27 protein-coding genes are annotated in these 25,993 nt (G+C 61.7%); 12 read left to right on the top strand and 15 right to left on the bottom strand.

Annotated features, from left to right (window positions below; genetic code table 11):
• Positions 1–24: 24 nt before the first annotated feature.
• From C9990_RS23855 to dapA, 3 genes are read right to left on the bottom strand one after another with little or no spacing between them, the layout of a single operon-like run.
• The gene (locus C9990_RS23855) at positions 25–783 is read right to left on the bottom strand and encodes an MBL fold metallo-hydrolase (RefSeq protein ID WP_065899398.1); all 759 of its coding nucleotides are present in this window, start codon (positions 781–783) and stop codon (positions 25–27) included.
• Positions 784–787: 4 nt separating this feature from the next.
• Positions 788–1,903: an outer membrane protein assembly factor BamC gene (gene bamC, locus C9990_RS23860; RefSeq protein WP_065899399.1), complete on the bottom strand. Its 1,116-nt coding sequence runs from the start codon at positions 1,901–1,903 to the stop codon at positions 788–790.
• Between the two features lie 17 nt (positions 1,904–1,920).
• The gene (dapA, locus tag C9990_RS23865) at positions 1,921–2,799 is read right to left on the bottom strand and encodes a 4-hydroxy-tetrahydrodipicolinate synthase (protein WP_065899400.1); all 879 of its coding nucleotides are present in this window, start codon (positions 2,797–2,799) and stop codon (positions 1,921–1,923) included.
• A gap of 273 nt (positions 2,800–3,072) precedes the next feature.
• Here dapA and C9990_RS23870 point away from each other — a divergent pair, with 273 nt between their 5' ends.
• Together C9990_RS23870 and C9990_RS23875 are read left to right on the top strand one after the other, a co-directional pair.
• Entirely contained in the window at positions 3,073–3,633 is a 561-nt protein-coding gene (locus C9990_RS23870; RefSeq protein ID WP_003172487.1) for a glycine cleavage system protein R, read from the top strand.
• Between the two features lie 12 nt (positions 3,634–3,645).
• A complete protein-coding gene (locus C9990_RS23875) occupies positions 3,646–4,119 on the top strand; it encodes a peroxiredoxin (protein ID WP_025855402.1) in 474 nt (157 codons plus the stop codon).
• A 115-nt stretch (positions 4,120–4,234) separates the two neighbouring features.
• Here C9990_RS23875 and C9990_RS23880 read toward each other — a convergent pair whose 3' ends face one another.
• Positions 4,235–5,305, bottom strand: coding sequence for an AI-2E family transporter (locus C9990_RS23880; RefSeq protein WP_065899401.1), 1,071 nt, complete (start codon positions 5,303–5,305; stop codon positions 4,235–4,237).
• A gap of 31 nt (positions 5,306–5,336) precedes the next feature.
• Positions 5,337–5,576, bottom strand: a complete 240-nt coding sequence (locus tag C9990_RS23885; RefSeq protein ID WP_010212198.1) for a sulfurtransferase TusA family protein — start codon at positions 5,574–5,576, stop codon at positions 5,337–5,339.
• A gap of 95 nt (positions 5,577–5,671) precedes the next feature.
• Here C9990_RS23885 and C9990_RS23890 point away from each other — a divergent pair, with 95 nt between their 5' ends.
• Positions 5,672–7,105: a M48 family metalloprotease gene (locus tag C9990_RS23890; protein WP_065899402.1), complete on the top strand. Its 1,434-nt coding sequence runs from the start codon at positions 5,672–5,674 to the stop codon at positions 7,103–7,105.
• Between the two features lie 66 nt (positions 7,106–7,171).
• Here C9990_RS23890 and C9990_RS23895 read toward each other — a convergent pair whose 3' ends face one another.
• From C9990_RS23895 to rpoE, 4 genes are all read right to left on the bottom strand, one after another.
• Positions 7,172–8,608 carry a DegQ family serine endoprotease gene (locus C9990_RS23895; protein WP_065899403.1) on the bottom strand — a complete coding sequence of 479 codons (1,437 nt, stop codon included), beginning with the start codon at positions 8,606–8,608 and terminating at the stop codon, positions 7,172–7,174.
• A gap of 234 nt (positions 8,609–8,842) precedes the next feature.
• Entirely contained in the window at positions 8,843–9,802 is a 960-nt protein-coding gene (locus C9990_RS23900; protein WP_065899404.1) for a MucB/RseB C-terminal domain-containing protein, read from the bottom strand.
• 16 nt (positions 9,803–9,818) lie between these two features.
• Entirely contained in the window at positions 9,819–10,406 is a 588-nt protein-coding gene (locus C9990_RS23905; protein ID WP_003172479.1) for a sigma-E factor negative regulatory protein, read from the bottom strand.
• Positions 10,407–10,438: 32 nt separating this feature from the next.
• A complete protein-coding gene (gene rpoE, locus C9990_RS23910) occupies positions 10,439–11,020 on the bottom strand; it encodes an RNA polymerase sigma factor RpoE (RefSeq protein ID WP_003172477.1) in 582 nt (193 codons plus the stop codon).
• A gap of 464 nt (positions 11,021–11,484) precedes the next feature.
• Here rpoE and nadB point away from each other — a divergent pair, with 464 nt between their 5' ends.
• Positions 11,485–13,101, top strand: a complete 1,617-nt coding sequence (nadB, locus tag C9990_RS23915) for an L-aspartate oxidase (protein ID WP_065899405.1) — start codon at positions 11,485–11,487, stop codon at positions 13,099–13,101.
• Here nadB and C9990_RS23920 read toward each other — a convergent pair.
• Together C9990_RS23920 and C9990_RS23925 are read right to left on the bottom strand one after the other, a co-directional pair.
• Positions 13,070–13,516, bottom strand: a complete 447-nt coding sequence (locus tag C9990_RS23920) for a protein YgfX (RefSeq protein ID WP_106804866.1) — start codon at positions 13,514–13,516, stop codon at positions 13,070–13,072. The genes nadB and C9990_RS23920 overlap by 32 nt on opposite strands.
• A complete protein-coding gene (locus C9990_RS23925; RefSeq protein WP_010563680.1) occupies positions 13,500–13,754 on the bottom strand; it encodes a succinate dehydrogenase assembly factor 2 in 255 nt (84 codons plus the stop codon). Before C9990_RS23925 ends, C9990_RS23920 begins: the two co-directional genes overlap by 17 nt.
• A gap of 140 nt (positions 13,755–13,894) precedes the next feature.
• Between C9990_RS23925 and C9990_RS23930 the strand changes: the two genes are divergently transcribed.
• Both C9990_RS23930 and C9990_RS23935 read left to right on the top strand, forming a co-directional pair.
• The gene (locus C9990_RS23930; RefSeq protein WP_106804867.1) at positions 13,895–14,836 is read left to right on the top strand and encodes a folate-binding protein YgfZ; all 942 of its coding nucleotides are present in this window, start codon (positions 13,895–13,897) and stop codon (positions 14,834–14,836) included.
• A 36-nt stretch (positions 14,837–14,872) separates the two neighbouring features.
• The gene (locus tag C9990_RS23935) at positions 14,873–15,694 is read left to right on the top strand and encodes an HDOD domain-containing protein (protein WP_065899408.1); all 822 of its coding nucleotides are present in this window, start codon (positions 14,873–14,875) and stop codon (positions 15,692–15,694) included.
• On the opposite strand, the gene C9990_RS23940 is transcribed toward C9990_RS23935, so the two are convergent.
• Positions 15,695–17,080 carry a sensor histidine kinase gene (locus C9990_RS23940; protein ID WP_065899409.1) on the bottom strand — a complete coding sequence of 462 codons (1,386 nt, stop codon included), beginning with the start codon at positions 17,078–17,080 and terminating at the stop codon, positions 15,695–15,697. It lies immediately after the preceding gene.
• On the bottom strand, positions 17,073–17,744 hold the full coding sequence (locus C9990_RS23945) for a response regulator (protein WP_010212220.1): 672 nt from the start codon (positions 17,742–17,744) through the stop codon (positions 17,073–17,075). The genes C9990_RS23940 and C9990_RS23945 overlap by 8 nt, the downstream gene beginning before the upstream one ends.
• Before the next feature lie 235 nt (positions 17,745–17,979).
• Between C9990_RS23945 and C9990_RS23950 the strand changes: the two genes are divergently transcribed.
• The 5 genes from C9990_RS23950 to C9990_RS23970 all read left to right on the top strand — a co-directional run bounded on the left by C9990_RS23950 (position 17,980) and on the right by C9990_RS23970 (position 23,414).
• Entirely contained in the window at positions 17,980–19,272 is a 1,293-nt protein-coding gene (locus tag C9990_RS23950) for an OprD family porin (protein ID WP_065899410.1), read from the top strand.
• A gap of 33 nt (positions 19,273–19,305) precedes the next feature.
• Positions 19,306–20,289: a tripartite tricarboxylate transporter substrate binding protein gene (locus C9990_RS23955; RefSeq protein WP_065899411.1), complete on the top strand. Its 984-nt coding sequence runs from the start codon at positions 19,306–19,308 to the stop codon at positions 20,287–20,289.
• Between the two features lie 129 nt (positions 20,290–20,418).
• A complete protein-coding gene (locus tag C9990_RS23960) occupies positions 20,419–20,877 on the top strand; it encodes a tripartite tricarboxylate transporter TctB family protein (RefSeq protein ID WP_065899412.1) in 459 nt (152 codons plus the stop codon).
• Position 20,878: 1 nt separating this feature from the next.
• Positions 20,879–22,393, top strand: a complete 1,515-nt coding sequence (locus C9990_RS23965) for a tripartite tricarboxylate transporter permease (RefSeq protein WP_065899413.1) — start codon at positions 20,879–20,881, stop codon at positions 22,391–22,393.
• Positions 22,386–23,414 carry an AbrB family transcriptional regulator gene (locus C9990_RS23970; protein WP_065899414.1) on the top strand — a complete coding sequence of 343 codons (1,029 nt, stop codon included), beginning with the start codon at positions 22,386–22,388 and terminating at the stop codon, positions 23,412–23,414. The genes C9990_RS23965 and C9990_RS23970 overlap by 8 nt, the downstream gene beginning before the upstream one ends.
• Positions 23,415–23,514: 100 nt before the next feature.
• Here C9990_RS23970 and ung read toward each other — a convergent pair whose 3' ends face one another.
• Entirely contained in the window at positions 23,515–24,207 is a 693-nt protein-coding gene (gene ung / locus C9990_RS23975; protein WP_065899415.1) for a uracil-DNA glycosylase, read from the bottom strand.
• Between the two features lie 135 nt (positions 24,208–24,342).
• On the opposite strand from ung, the gene C9990_RS23980 reads away from it, so the two are divergent.
• A complete protein-coding gene (locus C9990_RS23980) occupies positions 24,343–25,455 on the top strand; it encodes an enoyl-CoA hydratase/isomerase family protein (protein WP_106804868.1) in 1,113 nt (370 codons plus the stop codon).
• 54 nt (positions 25,456–25,509) lie between these two features.
• Here C9990_RS23980 and C9990_RS23985 read toward each other — a convergent pair whose 3' ends face one another.
• Positions 25,510–25,875 carry a hypothetical protein gene (locus tag C9990_RS23985; RefSeq protein WP_083221300.1) on the bottom strand — a complete coding sequence of 122 codons (366 nt, stop codon included), beginning with the start codon at positions 25,873–25,875 and terminating at the stop codon, positions 25,510–25,512.
• Positions 25,876–25,993: the final 118 nt, after the last annotated feature.

Below are 25,993 nucleotides of genomic sequence, written 5' to 3' on the forward strand. Positions count from 1 at the left end.
GGGCTCCGCTTTGAGTGAGGTGGGCTAGGCGATGTGTCGCCAGTCGAGCCCTGAATCTTGATCGGCCAGTTGCAGCCAGTCCGGGTCGCACCCAAGGGTGTCGACAAAACATTGCCGGGCAAGCGTCGGCAGGTTGTTCTTGCTGCTCAAGTGGGCCAGGACCAGGTGTTGCAGGTCTTGCCAGCCCAACTCATACACCAGGTACGCCGCCTGGTGGTTGTTCAAATGTCCCAGTTCGCCCCCGACCCGCTGCTTGAGAAAGTAGGGGTAATGACCGCGAGCCAGCAGGTCCCGGCAGTGATTGGATTCGATCATCAATGCATCGAGGTTCCGGTAACCGTCCAGCACCTTGGCGCAGTAGGAGCCCAGGTCGGTGAGTACGCCGAAACGCCGCTCACCATCACTGAATACATACTGCGTCGGTTCCTGGGCGTCGTGCGCCACGGCAATCACATCAATGCTCAACGCACCGATCTGCAGTTGCTCGCCACCGGCCAGGAAACCTGCGGGTTCAATCGGTTTGCGCATCCCGCGCAAGGTACCGCGACTGAGGTACACCGGAAGATTGTAGCGCCGAGACAGCAAACCCACGCCATGCACGTGGTCGGCATGTTCGTGGGTCACCAGAATCGCGCTCAGCTGCGTGGGGTGAACCCCCAGGCGCAGCAGGCGCCGCTCGGTTTCCCGTAACGAGAAACCACAATCCACCAGCACGTACGTGTCGTCATGAGCGACCAGCGTGCCGTTCCCTTGGCTACCGCTGCCGAGAACGGCAAAACGCATCGGATCAGCCCAGGTTGTCCTGAATCACCCCCAACACTTTGCGCGCTGTTTCAGCTGGCGCAACGGTATTGATGTTCTTCTCGACGGTGACTTGTACGCTTTCGCCAACCTTGCTCAAACGAACCTGGTAGCGCTCGGCGCGGGTCTCGATCTCTTCCTTGGTCGGCTTGCTGCCGAACAATTTGCCGAAGAAACCTGGCTCTTCATCTTTGCGCTCGGCTTTTTCCGCCACGTTGATGTAGTAGAGGCCCAGGCTGCGGTTGATGTCTTCAACACGCCATGGACCCTGCTCCAAGGCACGGCCAACGCTGGCCCAGGCACGGTCCAGGTCTTCACCCAGGTTCAGCACCACGTTGCCGCTGCCGTCTTCGGTGAGGCTGACGCGGCTCGGGGTGTCGTAATCACGTGCGGCGAGCAGGGAGACGGAACCGCCCTTCTCGGAAATGCGGCTCATGCTGGCCAGCATCTCGTCGACCAGTGCCGAGTCGACACCGGTGTTGACCGAACGGTTGGTGAAATCGACGTTGGCGGTGCTGCCGGCAGGACGCTCGGCGCTGACGACGTAGACTTCACTGGTATTGCGCTGCACGCCAGGCTCGATGCGCACCCGCACACGGGCTTCGCTGTCAGCGGCTACACCACCGGCCTGCAGGCGCTTGGCCATGCTGGCGGAGAGTTCGCTGCTGTGCTGCCATGCAGTGGTGAATTCACCGGTCTGTGGACGCTGCTCTTCAATACGGAAGCCGTTGTCCTGGAAGAACTGCACCGCCACCGGCCAGACTTCGGCAGGTGGACGCTGGGCCATGATCCAGCGCGAATCGCCGCTCTTCTGCAGGCTGTAGTCACTGGCATCCGCCACGGCCGAGATCGGCTGTGGACGTGGTACCACGTACTCACCCTTGGTGGTGTCGTCGGCCACATTGCGTGGAATCGGCAGCAACGGGTCAAGGCGCTTGGCGACATTGACGTCCGGCGGCAGTTGCATCGGTTTGGTTGCTTGTGCTTCCAGGTAATCGCTGCCGCGGTCACGGAAGTAGCCTTCCGGGCCCCAGATCCAACCGCAGCCACTGGTGCTGGAGATAATCAAGGCAAGTGCGGAAAGTCCGGCCAATCGCTTCATGCGTAGTGCTTCCTCAATTAAACCAGGACGCCGGACTGGCGCAGGGCCTGTCGCAGCGGTTCGTGACAGGCGTCGCTGAGGCGGGTGAGCGGCAGACGGATACCGTCCGGCATCAGGCCCATCTCGAACAGTGCCCATTTCACGGGAATAGGGTTGGATTCGATAAACAGTGTCTTGTTGAGCGGCATCAGCTTCTCGTGGATCGCGCGGGCGGTCACGGCGTCGCCGGCGATGGCGGCGGCGCACATTTCGCTCATGGCACGCGGGGCCACGTTGGCGGTGACCGAGATGTTGCCCTTGCCGCCCAGCAGGATCAGCTCGACAGCAGTGGCGTCGTCACCGGAATACACCAGGAAGTCGCTGCTCACGCCGGCGAGGATGTCCTTGGCGCGCTGCAGGTCGCCGGTGGCTTCCTTGATACCGATGATGTTCGGCACGGTGGACAGGCGGATCACGGTCTCGGCCTTCATGTCGCAGGCAGTGCGGCCGGGTACGTTGTAGAGGATCTGCGGGATGTCCACGGCTTCGGCAATGGTGCGAAAGTGCTGGTACAGGCCTTCCTGGGTCGGCTTGTTGTAGTACGGGGTCACCAGCAGGCAGGCATCGGCGCCGGCCTTCTTGGCGTTCCGGGTCAACTCGATCGCTTCACGCGTCGAGTTGGCGCCCGTACCGGCGATCACGGCAATGCGGCCCGCGACGCGCTTGACCACGAATTCGATCACCTGGATGTGTTCTTCCACATCGAGGGTGGCCGATTCACCTGTGGTGCCGACCGCCACGATGGCGTTGGTGCCTTCTTGCAGGTGGAAGTCCACCAGTTTGCCCAGGCTGTCCCAGTCGAGATGACCTTGTGCATCCATGGGTGTGACCAGTGCCACCATACTGCCCGCAATCATGCAACCGCTCCTGCCGGAAAAAGAGAGCCGTAATGGTACTGGCGCCAAGATGCTTGTACAAGCTAAGTACCGCCTGACGATGCGTTCCGGAGCAACTAAACGACGGGCAATGCCATCATTGGGCCAAAGTACGGCCGCAAGCCCGAGAAAATTCCGCCGTTCACGCAATGAAAACGCCACCTCCTATCCCTTGGCGACGCTTTTCGCTACCCTTCATCCTTTGATCGATACGGCCCTCACAGTATCGACCGCTCATCGTTTTAGGAAGGCTGCATGTCCACCCCCACAGTTCGCGAACAATTCCTTGTTATCAGTGCCCTCGGCGCCAACCCCATGGAGCTGACCAACGTCCTGTGCCGCGCCAGCCATGAAAACCGCTGCGCCGTCGTGACTTCCCGCTTGACCCGCCACGGCGAGTGCAGTGCGCTGGTGCTGCAGATTTCCGGCACCTGGGATGCCCTCGCGCGCCTGGAAACCGGCTTGCCGGGCCTGGCCAAGAAGCACGACTTCACCGTCAACGTGGTGCGCAGCGCTGCCCTGGAGAACCGTCCCCAGGCCCTGCCTTATGTAGCGTACGTGAGCTCGGCCTACCGCTCGGACATCGTCAATGAGCTGTGCCAGTTCTTTATCGACCACAACGTCGAGCTGGAGAACCTCACCTGCGACACCTACCAGGCGCCACAAACCGGCGGCACCATGCTCAACGCCACGTTCACCGTGACCTTGCCGGCCGGCGTGCAGATCAGCTGGTTGCGCGACCAGTTCCTGGACTTCGCCGATGCCTTGAACCTCGACGCACTGATCGAGCCGTGGCGCCCACAGAACCCAATGTAAGGAAGTTTTTTCATGGCGGTAGTCATCGACAAACCCGTAGCCGATTTCGAAGCCCAGGCCACCAGCGGCCAGACCTTCAGCCTCGCCGCTCTCAAGGGCAAGCAGGTGGTGATCTACTTCTACCCGAAGGACAGCACCCCGGGCTGCACCACCGAAGGCCAGGGTTTCCGTGACCAGTACGCGGCATTCAAGGCCGCCAACACCGAGGTGTTTGGCGTGTCACGTGACAGTGTGAAGTCTCACGAGAACTTCAAGGGCAAGCAGGAATTCCCCTTTGAGCTGATCAGCGACAAGGACGAAGCGGTTTGCCAACTGTTTGATGTGATCAAGCTGAAGAAGCTGTACGGCAAGGAATACCTGGGCGTGGATCGCAGCACTTTCCTCATCGATAGCGAAGGTGTGCTGCGCCAGGAATGGCGTGGCGTGAAAGTGCCGGGTCATGTGGATGCGGTGTTGGCGGCGGCGCAGGCTTTGAACAAGGCTTGATTGCTGCTGCGACCTTTGGATTGTCAGCGCCGGCAAGCCGGCTCCTACAGTTGTAGCGCATTTCCCTGTAGGAGCCGGCTTGCCGGCGATGGCGTATCCAATCCCCCGCCACGTTCTAAAGCAGCGGCGCCACCACCGGCTCCTGCCGCGGCCACGCATCCAGCACCGCCTTGAACAGCGTCGCCAGCGGAATGGCAAAGAACACGCCCCAGAACCCCCACAGCCCGCCGAACAACAGCACTGCGCAAATGATCGCCACCGGGTGCAGGTTGACCGCCTCCGAGAACAGCAGCGGCACCAGCACGTTGCCATCCAGGGTCTGGATAATGCCGTACACCGCCATCAGGTAGATGAACTGGTCGCTCCAGCCCCACTGGAACAAGGCGATCAACATCACCGGCACCGTCACCACCACCGCACCGACGTACGGCACGACCACCGACACCCCTACCAGCAACGCCAGCAATGCCGCGTAGTTCAGGTCCAGGGCGATAAAGGCGATGTAGGTCACGCCGCCACAGATAATGATCTCGATGACCTTGCCACGGATGTAATTGGCGATCTGGCGGTTCATCTCTTCGGCCACCCGAGTGATCAGCGCCCGCTCGCGCGGCAGGTAGCCGCTCACCCAACGACCGATCATCGCGCGGTCCTTGAGGAAGAAAAACACCAGGATCGGTACCAGTACCAGGTAGATCATGATGTTGACCAGCAACGGCAGGCTGGACAGGGAAAAGGTCAGCGCCCATTGCCCGAATTTTCCGATCTCGCCGCGCGCCGCTTCGATGGCCTGCAACACCTGCTCATCCGAGACCAGGTGCGGGTAACGCTCCGGCAGCAGCAGCAACAGTGATTGCCACTTGGCGAGCATGCCCGGCAGTTCGTTGAACAGGGTAATCAGTTGGTGCCACAGCAACGGCAACACCACCACGATAAACACCACGAGCAAGCCCATGAACAAGGCGAACACCAGGCCCACGGCAGCGCCGCCCGGCAGTCGCAGGCGCTCCAGGGTGGTGACCAGGCCCTGCATCAGGTAAGCCAGCACCATCCCCGCCAGTACCGGCGCCAGCATGCCGCCCAAGGTCAGCACGGCCGTAAAGGCCAGGAAAAGCAGGACCGCCAGCACCACCGCTTCTTCGTCGGAGAAGTAGCGCTGGATCCAGTCTCGTAACACTTTGAACATCAATCAACCTCGGGTGGTGGGGGCGAACGGTTCAGGCCTTGCGCAACCAGTAACGGTACACACCGGCGGCGTCTTCTTCATGTAGCAGGGTATGGCCCGCCAACTTGGCAAAGGTACGGAAATCACGCTGGGAGCCCGCGTCGGTGGCAATGACCTTGAGCACTGCACCACTGGCCAATCGATTGAGCTCCAGCTTGGCCTTGAGCAAGGGCAACGGGCAATTGAGGCCACTGGCATCGAGTTCGGCATCAAAGGCTACAGCGTCGGTCATGGTTTTACTCCAGGCACGCATTCGGGCTGCTTAGAATATCTGGTCCGAAGCTCAGTGTCCGGCTACAGTAAGCTCTTTGTCGAAAGGCTCTGTGCATGACTTTTTTGCGCCCTACCCTGCTGACGCTGGCTTGCCTGCTGGCCTCCCCGGGCTTCGCCGATGACCTGCCGTCACTTGGCGACGCCAGTTCTGCCATTGTCTCGCCACAACAGGAATACCAACTGGGGCGCGCCTGGTTGGCCTATCTGCGCGGCCAGGTCTCACAGCTCAATGATCCGCAACTCAAGGATTATGTCGAAACCAGCGTGTACAAGTTGGTAGAGACCAGCCAGGTGAATGACCGGCGCCTGGAGTTCATCCTGATCAACAGCCCGCAATTGAACGCCTTTGCCGCACCCGGCGGGATTGTCGGGGTCAACGGCGGCCTGTTTCTCAATGCTCAGACCGAGGGCGAATACGCTTCGGTGCTCGCACACGAATTGGCGCATTTGTCCCAACGCCACTTTGCCCGTGGTGTTGAGGCGCAACAGCGCATGCAGATCCCGATGATGGCGGCCCTGCTGGGCGGCATCATCGCCGCCGCTGCCGGCGCAGGTGATGCGGGGATTGCCGCAATTGCCGGTACCCAGGCCGCTGCGATCCAGGAACAACGGCGCTTCTCGCGCCAGAACGAACAAGAGGCCGACCGCATCGGCATCCTCAACCTGGAAAAAGCCGGTTACGACCCGCGTTCCATGCCGACCATGTTCGAACGCCTGATGCGCCAGTACCGTTTCGATGCCAAGCCGCCTGAATTCCTGCTGACGCACCCGGTCACCGAATCGCGGATCGCCGACACCCGCAACCGCGCCGAGCAAGCCAAGCCCGGCGGCAAGGAAGACAGCCTGCGTTATCAGCTGATTCGCGCCCGCGTGCAGCTGCAATACGAAGATACGTCCGGGCTCGCTGCCAAGCGCTTCCAGGCACAGCTGGATGAGAACCCTAAAAACGACGTGGCGCGCTATGGCTTGGCCATTGCCCAGATCAAAGGCTCGCAGTTCAAGGAGGCGCGGGAAAACCTCGCGCAGCTGCTGGCCAAGGCGCCCACTGACATCACCTACAACCTGGCCCAGATCCAGTTGGACATCGACAACAACCACCTGCCGGATGCGCAGCAGCGCACCGATAAGATGTTGACCCAGTATCCGGGCAACTATCCGTTGAATCAGGTGAGAGTGGATCTGCTGCTCAAGCAGAACCGCACCGCCGATGCAGAAAAGGCCCTCGACGCATTGCTCAAGTCTCGTCCGGACGATCCGGATGTCTGGTATCAGGTTGCCGAGACGCGCGGCCTGTCCGGCAATATCATCGGCCTGCACCAGGCGCGTGCCGAATACTTTGCCCTGGTGGGCGATTTCCAGCAGGCCATTCAGCAATTGGACTTTGCCAAGCGTCGCGCCGGCAACAATTTCCCACTGTCGTCACGCATCGATGCGCGCCAGCGTGAGCTGATCGAGCAGGAACGCCTGGTCAAGGGAATGATGAGCTAAACCCATCGCCCACAAAAAAGCCCCGCCTTCGTCATCCGAAGGCGGGGCTTTTTATTGAGCTGGCGGCTACTCGGCCAGCTTGAAGGTAATGAAGCTGGCACGGCCCTGACGCAGCACGCGCATCGAAACCGAGCGATTCTTCGGCAGCGCCTTGGCGATGTCGGTGAACTGCTTGGTAGAGTCAATCGCCTGATTATTCAGGTGAGTGATCACATCGCCTGGCTGCAGGCCGATCAAGGCTGCCGGACCATCCTGCACTTCCTTGATGACTACGCCGCTCTTGAGGTCGAAGGATTTCTTCTGCTCATCGGTCAACTCGGCCACGGCAATACCCAGGCGGTTGCTGCTGCGCTCTGCACCCGGCTTGGTGTTGCCCAGGGCATCCAGGGTCGCACCCTCTTCAGGGATGGCGCCAACCGTCAGCTCAACGGTCTGGCGCTTGCCTTCACGAATCACTTCCAGCTTGGCCTTGCTGCCGGCCTTGAGTGCACCTACCAGGTGTGGAAGGTCAGCCGACATGATGATCGGCTGGCCGTTCATGCTCAGGATCACGTCGCCAACCTGCAGGCCACCCTTGGCAGCCGGGCCGTCGTCCTGGATCTGCGCGACCAGCGCACCGGCCGGCTTGTCGAGGCCGAAGGATTCAGCCAGGTCCTTGTTCACTTCCTGGATCACTACGCCCAACCAGCCACGGCTGACCTTGCCACCGCTTTTCAGCTGGTTGGAAACATCCATTGCCACGTCGATCGGGATAGCGAAGGACACGCCCATGAAGCCACCGGAACGGGTGTAGATCTGCGAGTTGATCCCCACCACTTCGCCCGCCAGGTTAAACAGCGGGCCACCGGAGTTACCCGGGTTGATCGGCACGTCGGTCTGGATGAACGGCACGTAGTTTTCGTTTGGCAGGCTGCGACCAATGGCGCTGACGATACCTTGGGTCACTGTGTGGTCAAAACCGAACGGCGAACCGATGGCGACCACCCACTGACCGGCTTTGAGGTCCTGGGATTTACCCAGCTTCAGCACAGGCAGGTCCTTGCCATCAATCTTCAACAACGCCACATCGGAACGTGGGTCAGTTCCCACCAGCTTGGCCTTGAGTTCACTGCGATCGGCCAGGCGCACAAGAATCTCGTCGGCGTCGGCAATCACGTGGTTGTTGGTGAGGATGTAGCCGTCCGGCGAGATGATGAAGCCCGACCCCAGGGATTGCGCTTCACGCTGGCCACCGCCGCCACGGGGCGTGCGTGGCTGCGGCATGCCGCGCTCGAAGAACTCGCGCAGCATCGGCGGCAGGCCTTCGAGGTCCGGCATCTGCTGGTTGGAGACTTTGCGATCCGGCAGCTTCTGCGTGGTACTGATGTTCACCACGGCAGGCGAGGCTTGCTCAACCAATTGGGTAAAGTCAGGCAACTCGGCCGCTTGCGCAGGCAAGGCCTGGCCCAGCACCAACACCGTGGCGACTATGGATAGGTAAGACTTCAAACGTGGTATCGACATACAGCTCCCGTTACGACGAGCAGGGTTGAGCGACAGGGTTCAAGAAACGCCGAAAACTGCGACCGACATCTTTGTTCCGCGAACAAAACAAGGCCAGAGCCGACAAGCCCTGACCTATAAAAAACATGAGAGATTTTTGCAAGTGAAAATGCTGATCCGGACATTTCATGCTCTCGGCAGCCAACTTGGCGTGGATACACAGTGAAAGGTCAGGATGAACATAGGATTAACGGCTCACGGCTGGGTGACTGGCTTTTTTTCACCGCGCACTGACAGCGCGATACGTTCGGCCGTACCGATAGGAATCTCGCCGACAACCGTCACCATCATTTCGCCGTCCACCGTATTCAGGCGACGGGACACGGCCACCGTCGGGCCCAACTGGGTGCGGGTTTCCGTGACGCTTACATCGCTGATGGGCTCAAGAAACACCGAGAAGCGCGCCAGGCCATCTTCATACATCAGGCTTTCGACGGTTGCCTTGGTTTGCGTGTCTTTACGCACACTGCTGTTGCTCAGCTGAAACCCCGGCGGCAACCACTCCAGGTGCCACGCCTCGACAGACTGGGCTTGCGGTGCCTGAGTCTTGGCGACGCTGACCGGCGTGCAGTCGCTGCCGGGCTGCAGGTCGTGATCATCGGGCAGGGAAGTATCCAAGCGCGTGAACTGGAAACGCTCCAGCAATTGGCCCTGATCATTGAGCAGCAAGGACTTGAGCGGCAACGCGGTTTCACGGTCCAGGTGCAGCTCGAAGCCATAACGGTACTGATCACGCGGCGTTATCGAAACGATTACCGCATTCCGACCGGCCACGCGCGATTTGCCGATGACGGCCAGTTCGTAGAATTGATTGAGTTTTTGCGGATCCAGCGCGCGTGAAGGTGCATCACGCGAATTGCCAAGGCCTGCGACCAGGGTGCCGCTGACACATTGAGTACGGCCGTCCAGACGCACGACTTCCTGGGCAGAGCCATCGAGCTGCAAGAGCCGCTCACGGACCTGACCATCCTGGACGCGATGCCAGATGTCATGGGTGGAAAAACTGCCGTTACGTTCGTAGACAAACGTACCTTTAAAGCTTTGCTGCTGCTCTGCACGCCCAAGTCGAGTCAGCCAGTCTTGGGCTTCATCGGCATGGGCGGGGAGTGCAAACCAACCACTGAGCAAAAGCGTAAGGAGCGGTATGGCGCGCATAGGGCTCCTTGACGGTTTAGCGGTTTTCCAGGCTTGCAGCACGTGCATATGGCAGAGCGCTTTCAGTGCCTTTCAAGGCCGATTCCTGTGCGTGTTGGCGCAGGTAGCCTGGAAGACGCTGGTCCTGCCAGCCGGATTGCCCTTGCAACACACCGTTGGCCATAGGGCCGGTGGTGTCAGAGCTTTCCTTGTAGCCGGCCAATACCGCTGGGCCTTTGACTTGCGGACCGGCCATGACCGGTTGCTGAGTCTGCTGGGCCAGTTCGGCACCGGCGATTTCGTCCTGGTTGTACAGGCGAACACCGGCCAACACGGCAACAGTCACCGAAGCAGCAACTGCCAGGCGACCCAGGCTACGCCAAGGACCACGAGCAGCTTTTGCCGGAACGGCTTCATCAGCCAGCGCGGCAGAAACGGCCGCAGCAATATCCAGACGAGGGATTAGAAGATCCTTGTGCATCACCGCCCGAGCGACTTGGTAACGAGACCAGGTATCACGGGTTTCGGCATCATCAAATGCATTGAGCACTCGACGAAGTTCCAGTTCATCCGCTTCGTTATCCATCACTGCGGACAGCGATTCCTGCAGGGCATCACGACTCATGGCGGTTCCTCTCTTGGCTGTCGCCGCTGTCTTTAGTTTTCCTGCAACAACGGTTGCAAGGCTTTATCGATGGCTTCCCGGGCCCGGAAAATCCGTGACCTTACAGTCCCCACCGGACACTGCATGACGCTCGCAATGTCTTCGTAACTCAGACCATCGAATTCACGTAAAGTTAACGCCGTACGTAAATCTTCTGGCAGTTGCTGAATTGTGCGATGAACGGTTCCTTCGATCTCGTCGCGCAGCAATGCACGCTCCGGCGACTCGAGATCTTTGAGGCCGTGGTCACCATCGTAAAATTCTGCATCTTCTGAACTTACATCACTATCCGGTGGGCGGCGCCCGCGAGACACCAGATAGTTCTTCGCCGTGTTGATGGCGATGCGGTATAGCCACGTGTAAAACGCACTATCACCGCGAAAATTGCCAAGTGCACGGTACGCCTTGATAAAGGCTTCCTGTGCAACGTCCTGCGCTTCATGGGTGTCGTGCACAAACCGCACGATCAACCCGAGAATTTTGTGCTGGTATTTCAGCACTAGCAGATCAAAAGCTCGCTTGTCGCCGCGTTGAACGCGCTCGACCAGCTGCTGATCCTCTTCCTGGGTTAGCATGAACACTCCTCGTTGTACTTGAAGGAGGCTTGCATAACTAAACGATCAGGCTTGCAAACATAGACTCGGACTTTTCGCAAAAGTTCTCCCCCTCCAAGCAAGTTTCCGGCATGCACTGATTTGGCACACACGAAAAACGCAGCACGGGCAATGCCGACTGCGCGAATAATCTTGTCGTCGGTTTTCTGACGCGTCCAATGCTCCCGACGGGCCAATAAACTCAACGTTTTCCCAGCTTTCGGGCAACCTGCTATTGAGTCGGGGCTTATGCAAAAAGTTCCCATCTCAATAACCAGGCGATTTTAACCCGAGCCGCGCACCGTAATCTCACATTGCCACGAATGCCCGGCTATTGTGCCGCTCCCCCCCTCTATATACTAGTGGCCCGTGTGACCCTTTGATTCGCCGATCCGGGCGTCCTGTTTGCGCCAACCCTGTGGATCGCTTTTTGCGGAATCCTTCAAATGAGCCAACAGTTTCAACACGATGTGCTGGTGATCGGTAGCGGCGCGGCCGGCTTGAGCCTTGCGCTGACCCTCCCCCGCCACCTGCGAATTGCCGTACTGAGCAAAGGCGACCTGGCCAACGGTTCGACTTTCTGGGCCCAGGGCGGCGTCGCCGCCGTGCTGGACGACACCGACACGGTGCAGTCCCACGTCGAAGACACCCTCAACGCCGGCGGCGGCCTGTGCAACGAGGACGCAGTGCGCTTCACCGTCGAGCACAGCCGCGAGGCGATCCAGTGGCTGATCGACCAAGGCGTGCCCTTCACCCGTGACGAGCACGCGGGCACTGACGACGGCGGCTTCGAATTCCACTTGACCCGTGAAGGCGGCCACAGCCACCGCCGTATCATCCACGCCGCCGATGCAACCGGCGCGGCCATCTTCAAGACCTTGCTCGAACAGGCGCGCCAACGCCCTAACATCGAATTGCTGGAGCAACGCGTCGCCGTCGACCTGATCACCGAGAAGCGCCTGGGCCTGGCGGGCGAACGCTGCCTCGGCGCCTACGTGCTCAACCGCGCCAGCGGCGAAGTCGACACCTATGGTGCGCGCTTCACGATCCTGGCGTCCGGCGGTGCAGCCAAGGTCTACCTCTATACCAGCAATCCCGACGGCGCCTGTGGCGACGGCATCGCCATGGCCTGGCGTTCGGGTTGCCGGGTGGCCAACCTGGAATTCAACCAGTTCCACCCCACCTGCCTGTATCACCCCCAGGCCAAGAGTTTCCTGATCACCGAGGCCCTGCGTGGCGAAGGTGCGCACTTGAAACTGCCGAACGGCGAACGTTTCATGCAGCGCTTCGACCCGCGCGCCGAGTTGGCCCCGCGCGATATCGTCGCCCGCGCCATCGACCACGAGATGAAGCGCCTGGGCATCGACTGCGTCTACCTGGACATCAGCCACAAGCCCGAAGCCTTCATCAAGACGCACTTCCCCACCGTCTACGAGCGCTGCCTGGCCTTCAATATCGACATCACCAAAGGCCCGATCCCGGTGGTACCCGCCGCGCACTACACCTGCGGCGGCGTGATGGTCGACCAGCAAGGCCGTACGGATGTGCCCGGTCTGTATGCGATTGGCGAAACCAGCTTCACCGGCCTGCACGGCGCCAACCGCATGGCCAGCAACTCGCTGCTCGAATGCTTCGTCTACGCCCGCTCGGCGGCGGCTGACATTCTTGAACAGCTGCCGCGTATCCCGGTGCCAGCCGCCCTGCCCCGCTGGGATGCCAGCCAGGTCACCGATTCGGACGAAGACGTGATCATTGCTCACAACTGGGACGAGCTGCGGCGCTTCATGTGGGACTACGTGGGGATCGTGCGCACCAACAAACGCCTGGCGCGCGCTCAGCACCGGGTGCGGTTGCTGCTGGATGAGATTGATGAGTTCTACAGCAACTATAAAGTCAGCCGTGACCTGATCGAATTGCGCAACCTGGCCCAGGTAGCGGAGTTGATGATCCGCTCGGCCATGGAGCGCAAGGAGAGCCGAGGCCTGCATTACACCCTCGACTACCCGCAGATGCTGCCCGAGGCGCGCGACACTATTCTGGTGCCAACCACCTACGCCGGCTGAACTTCAGGCGAACCCGCAGGTGCCGGTGTACATCGGCGGCCTGCGAATCCCTCGGCACGCAGAGTGAACGCACGCGCCATTGGCCCTTCAGCCGATAGCGCAGCACCACGATCAGCGGCAACGCCAGGCTGTCGGGACGCAATTGCACACTCTGCCAGCCCAGCTCGTCGCTGAATAACTGCCAGCCGTCTTCGTCACGGCGCAGGCCACGAATCGACGAACGGTGAGTCAACAGGATATGGCGCGGTAAAACCCAGGCGGCGTGAGCCAGGCATACCAGCATGCCCAGACTGGCGAACGGTAGATCCACCACCAACAGGGCACCCAAGGCGAACGCCTGGGCAAGAAGATACGCCGCCAGCAAGAGCCGCGAGGCCTGCCAGCGGCATTCAAAACGATTACTTGGGTTGTACACGGTCCAGAATCATGCGGACCATGCGCTGCAGCTCCGGGTCTTCCGACTCGGCACGCTCCATGAACCAGCCGAACATGTCCTGGTCTTCGCACTCCAGCAGGCGGACATAGACATTGCGGTCCACCTCATTAAGGGTTGAATAGACCTCTCTGACGAATGGCACCAGCAACACGTCCAGTTCAAGCATGCCGCGACGGCTGTGCCAGTAGAGGCGATTGAGTTCTACATCTTCGACCATGGAGCGCTCCTCAAATAGAGCGCGAGTATACAGGCCGAACGGCACCGGAACAGTCGGCTTTGGTCGCCCCATACGGAAACTATCCATTTGCCGGGCGCCCCTCTATGATGCACCCATGACTTTTTGACCTGCGATGACCCATGGCTGACTCTGCTTTCTTCTGCCCCCTGTCCCACGAAGGCGTTCTCGCCGTCCGTGGTTCCGACGCTGCCAAATTCCTGCAGGGCCAACTGACCTGCAACCTCAATTACCTGAGCGACACGCAGGCCAGTCTCGGCGCGCGCTGTACGCAAAAAGGCCGGATGCAATCGAGTTTTCGCATTGTGTTGCAAGGTGACGGCGTGCTGCTGGCGATGGCCACCGAGTTGCTGGAGCCGCAGTTGGCGGACCTGAAGAAATACGCCGTGTTCTCCAAATCCAAGCTCACCGACGAAAGCGCCGCCTGGGTGCGTTTCGGCCTGGCCGAAGCCGATCAGGCCCTTGTCAGCCTGGGTCTGGAACTGCCGGCCGACACCGACAGTGTTGCCCGCACCGACCACTTGATCGCCATTCGCGTGTCGCCCGGCCGCAGTGAACTCTGGGTCCCCGCCGAGCATGCCGATGCCGTGCGCAGCCAATTGGCCACGCAATTGAAGCAAGCAGACTTGAATGAATGGCTGCTGGGCCAGGTCCGCGCCGGGATCGGCCAGGTCATGCCCCAGACCCGCGAGCTGTTCATCCCGCAGATGCTCAACCTGCAAGCCGTGGGCGGCGTCAGCTTCAAGAAAGGCTGTTACACCGGCCAGGAAATCGTCGCGCGCATGCAGTACCTGGGCAAACTCAAGCGCCGCCTGTACCGCTTGAGCCTCAATGCGGCGCAAATGCCCGAGCCAGGCACCCCGCTGTTTTCCCCCAGCCACAACAGCGCCATTGGCGAGGTGGTGATTGCGGCAAAAGCGGACCAGGTGATTGAACTTCTGGCCGTGTTGCAAGCCGAAGCAGCCGATAGTGGCGATGTGCATCTTGGCACCCTGGAAGGCCCCGGTTTACAGCTGCTCGACCTGCCTTACCAACTCGACCGTGATCGAGAGATCCAGCGTTAGTCGCCGTACCTTTTTGCAACACCCTAGAGATCATGAATGAACAAGCTGGCGGAAAAAGTCCAACAGGCGTTGGTGACGGCCATCGACAACGATGACCTGGTTCTGCCGACATTGCCGGAAGTCGCCCTGAACATCCGTCAGGCCGCCGAAGACCCGGACATCAGCATCAGCCACTTGAGCAAGGTAATCGGTCGTGACACCGCGCTGTCGGCGCGCCTGATCAAAGTGGTGAACAGCCCGCTGTTGCGCGCGACCCAGGAAGTCACTGACCTGCACACCGCCATCACGCGGCTGGGCACCAACTACAGCAGCAACCTGGCCATCGGCCTGGTGATGGAACAGATCTTCCACGCCCGCTCCGAAGCCGTCGAACAGAAGATGCGCGATGTATGGCGCCGCAGCCTGGAAGTGGCCGGCGTGAGTTACGCCTTGTGCCGCAGCCACAGCCTGCTCAAGCCCGACCAGGCAGCCCTCGGCGGCCTGGTGCACCAGATCGGCGTGCTGCCGATCCTGACCTACGCCGAAGACCACTACGAGCTGCTCTCGGACCCGGTCAGCCTCAACCACGTGATCGACAGCATCCACCCACTGCTCGGCGACAAACTGCTCGGTGGCTGGGACTTCCCGGAAATGCTGGCAAAGTTGCCGGGACAATATTTGAACCTGGAGCGCGACTCCGCCAGCCTCGACTACATCGACCTGGTGCAGATCGCCGTGCTGTATTGCCATCGCGGCACCGATCACCCGTTGGCGAGCGTACCGGTGTCCACCCTGCCGGCGATCAAGAAGCTGCGGGTCGACCCCTACAGTGACAGCTTGCGCGCGGAACTGGATGAAGCGCGCTCGATGTTCTATTGATCAACCGGCGATAAAACTCACGCGCACCTTCAACCCCGCCAGCTCGCCATCATGCAGGCTGATCTGCGCCAGATGCGCGCGGCAGATTTCGCCGACGATCGCCAGCCCCAGGCCTGACCCCATGCCCTGCTGGCTGCGTCGATAGAAGCGCTCGAACACTCGGTCGCGCTCATCCAGCGGGATGCCCGGGCCATCATCCTCCACTTCCAGCACCGCCGGCGCCGTCACCCGCAGGATCACGTTGCCGCCAGGCGGCGTGTGCGCCAGGGCGTTGTCCACCAGGTTACTCAGCAACTCGTTGAGCAGGGTCGGCTCGCCGCGCAGCCACACCGGCTCGTCGGCCTCCAAGGCCAGCGCCACGCCGCGGGCATGCGCCAGCGGCGCCATGGCCATGCCCAGCTCACGGGCGAGCTGGCTGAGGTCGAGCAACTGCGCGCCGCCTTCGGCAATCGCCCGCGCGCCGTTCTCGATACGCGCCAGGGACAGCAATTGGTTGGCCAGGTGGGTCAGGCGGTCCGTGCCTTGGGCCGCGGTTTCCAGGGTGCTGCGCCAGGTGGCCGGGGCGTCGCTGCGCAGGCCCAGCTCCAGCCGTGCCTTGAGCGCCGCCAGCGGGGTGCGCAGTTCGTGGGCCGCATCGGCAATGAACTGCGCCTGGCGCTCGAACTGGCCGCGCAGGCGCTCGGTGAAGTGGTTGAGGGAACGCACCAGCGGGCCGAACTCATGTTGCACCTCCACCAATGGCAGCGGCCGCAAATCGTCGGGCTGGCGCTCTTCCACCGCCGTGCGCAGGCGCTCCAGCGGGCGCAGTGCCGCACTGACGGCAAACCACACCAGCAACAAGGCGCCGATGGCGAGCATGCCCAGGCGCAGCAAGGTGTCGGCCATCAGGCTGCGGGCCATGCTCACACGCGCTTCATCGGTTTCGGCCACGCGGATTTCCGCCATGCCGTTCATGTTCGGTTCGGACACCGCCTTGAGCAGGCTGACCACCCGCACCGGCTGGCCCAGATACACGGCGTCATAGAAGCGCGCCAGTGCCGGGTAATCATCGGTGCGTGGCGTGCCGGGCGGCGGGCCGGGCAAGTTTTCGTAGCCGGAGATCAGCTTTTGGTCGATGTCATTGACCTGGTAATAGATGCGCCCGGCGCTGTCATAGGCGAACGTGTCCAGGGCGACGTAAGGCACATTGGCACTGAGGGTGCCGTCCACCTGGGTCAGGCCCGCGGCGATGGTGCGGGCCGAGGCCAGCAGGGTGCGGTCATAGGCGGTATCGGCGGCCTCGCGGCCATTCCAGTAAGCGCTCATGCCGCTGGCCAGCATCAGCAGCACCAGCAACAGCGCCAGGTTCCACAGCAGGCGCCAGCGCAGGCTGCTGGGCTTATGCATCGCGCGCTTCCAGCAGGTAGCCGAGACCGCGAAAGGTCACAATGGCGATAGGCTGGCCGTCGAGTTTCTTGCGCAGGCGATGCACGTAGATTTCGATGGCATCCGGGCTCGCCTCTTCGTCCAGGCCGAACACCTGCGAGGCGAGTTGCTCCTTGCTCATCACGCGGCCCGGTCGCGCGATCAGTGCTTCAAGCACCGCTTGCTCACGGGAGGTCAGGGTCATCAGTTCGCCGCCGACCGTGAAGCGGCGGGTGTCGAGGTCATAGACCAGCACTCCACACGCCTGCTGGCGCTCGCCGCCCAGCACGCTGCGCCGCAGCAGCGCCTTGACCCGCGCCTCCAGCTCCGTCAGTTCGAACGGCTTGGCCAGGTAGTCGTCGGCGCCGAGGTTCAGGCCATGCACGCGGTCTTTCACATCACTGCGCGCGGTCAACATCAACACCGGCAGGTTTTTTCCACGGGCGCGCAACCGCGCCAGCACTTCGAATCCGTCCATGCGCGGCAGGCCTACGTCGAGGATCGCCGCCGCGTATTCCTCGCTGCTCAAGGCCAGGTCCGCGGCCACGCCATCGTGCAACACATCGACAGTCAAACCCGTGCTCTTGAGCGCCTGGGCGACGCTTTCAGCGAGCTGCAGATGGTCTTCAACCAGGAGGACACGCATGGACTTCTACCTCGTTCGGGCATGGCCGACGCCACGCTTTGCGGGGCAGTTTACAGGCGCCGCCTGGCCTGTGAAGCCCGAAAACATTGAAAGACAACTGAAAGGTTAGTGAAAGCTTCGCCCTTTAGCATCCAGCCACGGTGGGTCATGCCCATCGAGCTACCTGATCCGTAGCGCCCGAAAAACGCCTCGAAGCGTTTTCGCCAAAATAAGAACAATAACGGAGTACCCAACGATGCTGTCGACACAGCCCCAGGCTTGCCCGCCTGTTCGTTCTTCTCGCCTGACCCACACCGCCCTTGCCAGTGCCGCTGCCCTCGCCGGCTTTGCGCCGCTCAGCCAGGCTGCCTTCTTCGAAGACAGCAGCGCGACCCTGGAAACCCGCAACATGTACTTCAACCGCGACTTTCGCGACGGCACAAGTGCGCAGCAATCCAAGCGCGACGAATGGGCCCAGGGGTTCATGCTCAACCTGCAATCGGGCTACACCGACGGCACCGTCGGCTTTGGCGTGGATGCGTTGGGCATGCTCGGGGTCAAGCTCGACTCCAGCCCCGACCGCACCGGCACCGGCCTGCTGCCGACCCATGACGATGGCCGCGCCGCTAACGAGTACTCCAAGCTGGGCCTGACCGGCAAAGTGAAAATCTCTGCCACCGAGTTGAAGATCGGGGCGCTGATCCCTGAACTGCCGATCCTCAAGCCCAACGACGGGCGCATCCTGCCGCAGACCTTCAACGGCGGCCTGCTGACCTCCAAGGAATTCAAGAACCTGGTGTTCACCGCAGGCCGGCTCGACAAGGCCAAGGACCGCGACGACACCAACTACGAGGACATCGCCCTCAACAACAAGAACAGCCGCTTCCTCAGCGGCGCCACCGGCAAGCACTTCAACTTTGGCGGTGCCGACTACAAGTTCGCCGACAAGATCACCGGCAGCTACCACTTCGCCCAGCTCGATGATGTCTACCGCCAGCACTTCCTCGGCCTGGTCGCTGCGCGCCCGATGGGCCCCGGGACCTTCGCCACCGACCTGCGCCTGGCAATCAGCGATGACACCGGCAGTGCCCGTGGCGGCAAGATCGACAACCAATCCCTCAACGGCCTGTTCAGCTATGCGCTCAATGGCCATAAGCTCAGCGCCGGTTATCAGCACATGTCCGGTGACAGCGCCTTCCCGTATGTGGATGGCAGCGATCCGTACCTGGTCAACTTCGTGCAGATCAACGATTTCGCCGGCGCTGAAGAGCGCTCCTGGCAAGCCCGTTACGACTACGACTTCGCCAAACTGGGGATTCCCGGCCTGAGCTTCATGAGCCGTTACCTCTCGGGTGACAACATCAAGCTCAAGAACGGCGAGACCGGCAAGGAGTGGGAACGCAACAGCGAGATCCGCTACGTGGTGCAAAGCGGCACGTTCAAGGATGTGTCGGTGCGCCTGCGCAACGCGACTTATCGTTCCAACTATTCAGCCCGTGACGCGGATGAAATGCGCCTGCTGGTCAGCTATAGCGTCGCCCTTTGGTAGTAACAACTCATAACAACAAAGACGGAGATCACCATGACCCCTTCACTGCGTAAATTGGCCCTCGCCGCCGGCTGCATGCTGTTCGCCGGCCAACTGCTGGCCGCCGACGAGCCCAAGCGTCCGGAATGCATCGCGCCGGCCTCCCCTGGCGGCGGTTTTGACCTGACCTGCAAACTGGCGCAAAGCGCGCTGGTGAATGAAAAGCTGCTGAGCAAGCCGATGCGCGTGACCTACATGCCTGGCGGCGTGGGCGCGGTGGCCTACAACGCGGTGGTCGCGCAGCGTCCGGCGGACGCCGGCACCCTGGTGGCCTGGTCCAGTGGCTCGCTGCTGAACCTGGCCCAGGGCAAGTTCGGTCGCTTCGATGAGAGCGCCGTGCGCTGGCTGGCAGCGGTCGGCACCAGCTACGGGGCCATCGCGGTGAAAGCCGATTCGCCCTACAAGACCCTCGACGATCTGGTCAAAGCCCTGAAGAAAGATCCGGGCAGCGTCGTGATCGGTTCCGGCGGTACCGTCGGCAGCCAGGACTGGATGCAAACCGCGCTGATCGCCAAGGCCGCCGGGATCAACCCGCGTGAGCTGCGTTATGTGGCCCTCGAGGGCGGCGGTGAAATCGCCACCGCGCTGCTCGGTGGGCATATCCAGGTGGGCAGTACCGATATCTCCGACTCCATGCCGCACATTCTCAGCGGTGACATGCGCCTGCTAGCGGTGTTCTCCGAACAGCGCCTGGACGAGCCGGAAATGAAGAATATTCCGACCGCCAAGGAGCAAGGCTACGACATCGTCTGGCCGGTGGTGCGTGGCTTCTACCTCGGGCCGAAAGTCAGCGATGCCGACTACGCCTGGTGGAAAGATGCCTTCGACAAACTGCTGGCCTCCGACGAATTCGCCAAGCTGCGTGACCAGCGCGAGCTGTTCCCGTTCGCTATGACCGGCCCGGAGCTGGACACCTACGTGAAGAAGCAGGTGGCTGACTACAAAGTGCTGGCCAAAGAGTTCGGCCTGATCCAGTAATCGCCCCTCTGTGGGAGCGGGCTTGCCCGCGAAAAACGTCAACGACGACGCGTGCTGCTGGACACACGCGGCGTCCGTGCATTTTTCGCGAGCAGTGTCGCGCCTGCAAAAGTGGCCCAGGAGTTTCCTATGCTCTTACAACGCATTTTCGCCTCGGTGATGTTGCTGGTCTGTGCCGGCCTCGCCTTGATGGCGTGGCCGTATCAGGCGGCATTTTCCTACGAGCCGGTCGGCCCTCGCGCCTACCCGCTGCTGATGCTCGGGCTGATGAGCCTGGGGCTGATCTACATGCTGTTTCGCCCACAGCCGACCAAGCACACCGAGGAAGAACCCGCGCTGGACCGCCAGACCCTGATCAAGATCGGCGTCTGCGTGGCCCTGCTGATTGTGTTTGCCGGCACCTTCGAACCACTGGGTTTCATCCTCAGCAGCATGCTGATCGGCATCCCCATGGCGCGCCTGTATGGCGGCCGCTGGTTGCCCAGCGTGGTGATCGTCAGCCTGATGGCCATTGGTCTTTATCTGCTGTTCGATAAAGCCATGGATGTTCCGCTGCCCCTCGGCCTGCTCGACGTTCTGGAGAACTGACATGGATACTTTTGGCTATTTGGGCCAGGGCTTCGGCGTTGCGCTGTCCCCCTACAACCTGGTGACCGCGCTGTGCGGCACCTTGATCGGCACCGTGGTCGGCCTGCTGCCGGGCTTGGGCCCGATCAACGGCGTGGCGTTGTTGATCCCGATCGCTTTCGCGCTGGGCCTGCCGCCGGAATCGGCGCTGATCCTGCTCGCCGCGGTGTACCTCGGTTGCGAATACGGCGGCCGCATCAGCTCGATCCTGCTGAACATCCCGGGCGAGGCATCCACCGTGATGACCACCCTCGACGGCTACCCGATGGCCCGCAAAGGCCTGGCCGGTGTGGCACTGTCGCTGTCGGCATGGAGTTCGTTCATCGGCGCGTTTATCGCCACCTGCGGCATGGTGCTGTTTGCACCGCTGCTGGCCAAATGGGCGATTGCCTTTGGTCCGGCGGAGTATTTCGTGCTGATGGTGTTCGCGATTGTCTGCCTGGGCGGCATGGCCGGCGACAAACCGCTGAAAACCTTCGTCGCGGCGCTGATCGGCCTGTTTCTCTCGGCAGTGGGCATTGACGCCAACAGCGGCGTCTACCGTTTTACCGGCGATAACATCCACCTGACCGACGGCATCCAGTTCGTCGTACTGGTGCTGGGCTTGTTCTCCATCAGCGAGATCCTGTTGCTGCTGGAAAAAACCCACCGTGGCCAGGAAGCGGTCAAGGCCACCGGACGGATGATGTTCAACCTGAAGGAAGCGTCTGCGGTGTTTGTAGTGAACATCCGCTGCGGCCTGCTCGGTTTCATCATGGGCGTACTGCCAGGTGCCGGCGCGACCTTGGCTTCGGCCGTGGCCTACATGACCGAGAAACGCCTGGCCGGTGCCAGCGGCAAATTTGGCCAAGGCGACATGCGCGGCCTGGCCGCCCCGGAAACCGCGATCGGCGCTTCCGCCTGCGGCGCGCTGGTGCCGATGCTGACCCTGGGTGTACCGGGCTCGGGCACCACGGCGGTGATGATCGGCGCCTTGTCGCTGTACAACATCACGCCGGGCCCGCTGCTGTTCCAACAGCAACCGGACATCGTCTGGGGCCTGATCGCCTCGTTGTTCATCGCCAACATCATGCTGGTGATCCTCAACATCCCGATGATCCGCATTTTCACGCGCATCCTCGCCGTGCCGAACTGGGCGCTGGTGCCGGTGATCGCGATCATCACCGCGATTGGTGTGTACGCGGTCCACGCCACCACCTTCGACCTGTTCCTGATGGTCGGCATCGGCATCTTCGGCTACATCCTGCGCAAGCTGGACTTCCCGCTGTCGCCGGTACTGCTGGGCTTTATCCTCGGTGGCCTGATGGAGCAGAACCTGCGCCGCGCGCTGTCGATCTCCAACGGTGCGCTGGACATCCTCTGGTCGAGCCCGATCACCTTCGGTGTGTGGGTACTGACGGCGCTGATGCTGGCCTTCCCACTGGTGCGCATCTACCGCAAACGTGCCCTGCAGCGTCGTGCCGTGGCTGATGTCTGAGGTCACCTTCAAGCAATGGTGGGGAACACCGCTGGTCGGCCTGGCCGGCGGTTACCTGGCCAGCCTGGTTGGCTGGCCGTTGCCGTACATGGTCGGCTCGTTACTGGCGATCATCCTGGTGCGGTGCCTCACGCCGTGGCAATTGGCGGAAATTCCCGGCGGGCGCAAATGCGGCCAATGGGTGGTGGGGATCGGCATCGGCCTGCACTTCACCCCGGTGGTGATCGAGCAGGTGATGAGCCACTTCGGCCTGATCTTCTTCGGCGCGCTGGTCACCAGCCTGTCGAGCATCGTCGGCGTGTGGTTGATGCGCCGCAGTGGCGAAGACCGCGCCACCGCGTTTTTCTCGAGCATGCCGGGCGGCTCCGGAGAGATGGTCAACCTCGGCGCGCGCAATGGCGCGGTGCTCAGCCGGGTCGCGGCGGGGCAGAGTTTGCGCGTGCTGGTGGTGGTGCTGTGCGTGCCGGCAATCTTCAAGTACCTGCTTGAAGGCGGCGCGCCGCAGTTTCATCCGGCACCGGTCAGTTGGGCATGGCTGGCGTTGTTGTTTCCGCTCGGGGCGTTGGTAGCCTGGGGATGGCAACGCTTGCGCCAGCCGAACCCGTGGCTGTTCGGCCCGTTGCTGGTGAGTGCGACGGCCAGCGTGGTGTGGGACCTGCATATCGGCTTGCCCGACGGCGGCAGCCAGGTAGGCCAATGGCTGATCGGCAGCGGCCTGGGTTGCCACTTCAACCGTCAGTTCTTTCGCCGCGCGCCGTCGTTCATGGGCCGCACCTTGATCGGCACGGCCCTGACCATGGCGCTGGCGACGTTGGCGGCAGTGGGCTTGAGCGCCTTGACCCATCTGGACCTGCGCTCATTGACCCTGGGCATGATGCCTGGCGGCATTGCCGAAATGAGCCTCACGGCCGAGACCCTGCAACTGTCGGTGCCGTTGGTGACGGCAATGCAGGTGATGCGCTTGCTGTTTGTGCTGTTCCTGGCGGAGCCGCTGTTCCGGCACTGGAACCGCCGTGTCTAGGCGCCGGCTTGCCGACGCTGGCGCTGGCTCCGTCGACAATTTGGTTGGCTGACACACTGCAATCGCCGGCAAGCCGGCGCCTGCAGTGGGGTGGCGAGGGTTAGAGCGGTGGCAACCGCCATTCAATCGGCGTCTCGCCATTTTGCTCAAGAAACTTGTTGGTGCGGCTGAAATGCCCGCAGCCCAGAAACCCGCGATACGCCGACAACGGCGACGGGTGCACTGAGGTCAGCACCAAGTGCTTGGTGGCATCCACCAGCTTCTGCTTGCCCTGGGCATGCGCGCCCCACAGCAGGAACACCAAATGCGGCTGGTGTTCGCTGACCACTTCGATAATCCGGTCGGTAAAGAACTGCCAGCCCTTGCCCGCATGCGCATTGGCGTTGGCGCGCTCCACCGTCATGGTGGTATTGAGCAGCAACACGCCCTGGTCGGCCCAGCTCTGCAGGCAGCCGTGATTGGGGATGTCGATGTTCAGGTCGCGCTTGAGCTCTTTGTAGATATTGACCAGCGACGGTGGCGTCGGCACGCCCGGCTGCACCGAGAAGCACAAACCATGAGCCTGGCCGGGACCGTGGTACGGGTCCTGGCCGAGGATCACCACCTTGACCTTGTCCAGCGGGGTTGAATTGAGCGCGTTGAAAATCAGCGGGCCAGGTGGATAGATCTCTTTGCCGGCGGCATGTTCCTGGCGCAGGAACTCGCGCAACTCGGCCATGTAGGGCTTCTCGAACTCATCGCGCAGGGCGTGTTTCCAGCTGGGTTCGAGTTTGATACGGTCGCCTTCGGTCATGGTGTGGTCGTCGCCTGAAAAAGAATGGGCGAACCCTAGGAAAGCCGACCCCGCTTGTCAATTGATCTGACACACCATCGGCACTTTCCCACGAAGCGATCATACTGAACCTTCACTTTCTCGATTGAGGTCACGATGAACCTGCACTTCGAAGAGCTGACAGGCAGCAACGGTGCCCGCATCGGCATCGCCAGCCTGGACGCTGAAAAGTCCCTCAACGCCCTCTCCCTGCCAATGATCCTGGCCCTGGCCGACCGCCTGGATGCCTGGGCCAAAGACCCGAACATCGTCTGCGTACTGCTGCGCGGCAACGGCCCCAAGGCTTTTTGCGCCGGTGGCGAGGTGCGCAGCCTGGCCCTGGCCTGCCGTGAACATCCAGGAGAAGTGCCGGCCCTGGCTGCGCAGTTCTTCGCGGCGGAATACCGCCTCGACTACAGCCTGCACACCTACCCCAAACCGGTGATCTGCTGGGGCCACGGCTACGTGCTGGGCGGCGGCATGGGCCTGCTGCAGAGCGCGGCGGTGCGCATCGTCACGCCGAGCAGCCGCCTGGCCATGCCCGAGATCAGCATCGGCCTGTACCCGGATGTGGGCGCCAGTTGGTTCCTGTCGCGCCTGCCGGGCAAACTCGGCCTGTTCCTGGGCCTCACCGGCGCGCACATCAATGGTCGTGATGCCCTCGACCTGGGCCTGGCCGACCGTTTCCTGCGCGACGATCAACAGGACGAACTGCTCGATGGCCTGCTGCAATTGAACTGGCAGGAACAAACCTCGATGCAACTCAACAGCCTGCTCAAGGCCCTGGCCCAGGAAGCCGTCGACCAGCAACCCGAAGCCCAATGGCTGCCGCGCCGGGCGCAGATCGATGCATGGCTGGATGTCGGCGATGTGCGCTGTGCCTGGCGCGCCTTGAGCCTGTTGCGCGAGCACGCCGACCCACTGTTCAGCCGCGCCGGCAAGACCTTGAGCGAAGGCTGCCCGCTGACCGCGCACCTGGTGTGGGAACAGATCCAGCGTGCTCGCCATCTGTCGCTGGCCGAAGTGTTCCAGATGGAATACACCCTGAGCCTCAATTGCTGCCGTCATCCGGAGTTCAGCGAAGGGGTGCGCGCGCGGTTGATCGACAAGGACCAGACACCCCACTGGCATTGGCCGGACATCAACACGATCCCCGACGCCGTGGTGCAGGCGCATTTCAACAAGGCCTGGGAAGGACGGCACCCGCTGGCGGATCTGTCGGATTACTGAGGGATTACAGGCATAAAAAACGGCGCTTCCTGCGCCGTTTGCGTATTTGATCGATCAACGGTGACCGCCACGGCCGCCGCCGTGATCACCTCCACGTCCATGCCCGCCATTACCGCCGTGATCACCCCAGCCCTGGTTCGGGTAAGGCCGGTAGCCCGCCCTCGGGCCTGCCGGGTAGTAGCGAGGCGCCGGCGCGTAATAGCGCGGTGCCGAGTAATAACGCGGTGGAGGGGCGTAGTAACGCGGTGCGGGGTAGTAGTCACGACGGTATTGGTACGTCGGGCCACCGCCGTAGTAATACACCGGCGCCGGTGCGGTGTAGACCTCGGAGCGGTAATAGCTCTGGCCTCCATCGTAGTAAGGCACACACGCAGAAAGCGTAAGACCGAGTAACGCACTGAGTAGCAATCGTCGATACATGGCGGCCTCCTGGACCGCGGAAGAGCTCCTCCAGCGACGCTGGAGGGCGGCATTCATCTTTCAACGAATGACGAAATATCTGACATCAAAAACAGAATCTGGTGCGTTCTGGTAACAA

The sequence above is a fragment of the Pseudomonas sp. S5D5 genome (assembly GCF_003013355.1).
GTDB lineage: Bacteria > Pseudomonadota > Gammaproteobacteria > Pseudomonadales > Pseudomonadaceae > Aquipseudomonas > Aquipseudomonas aylmerensis.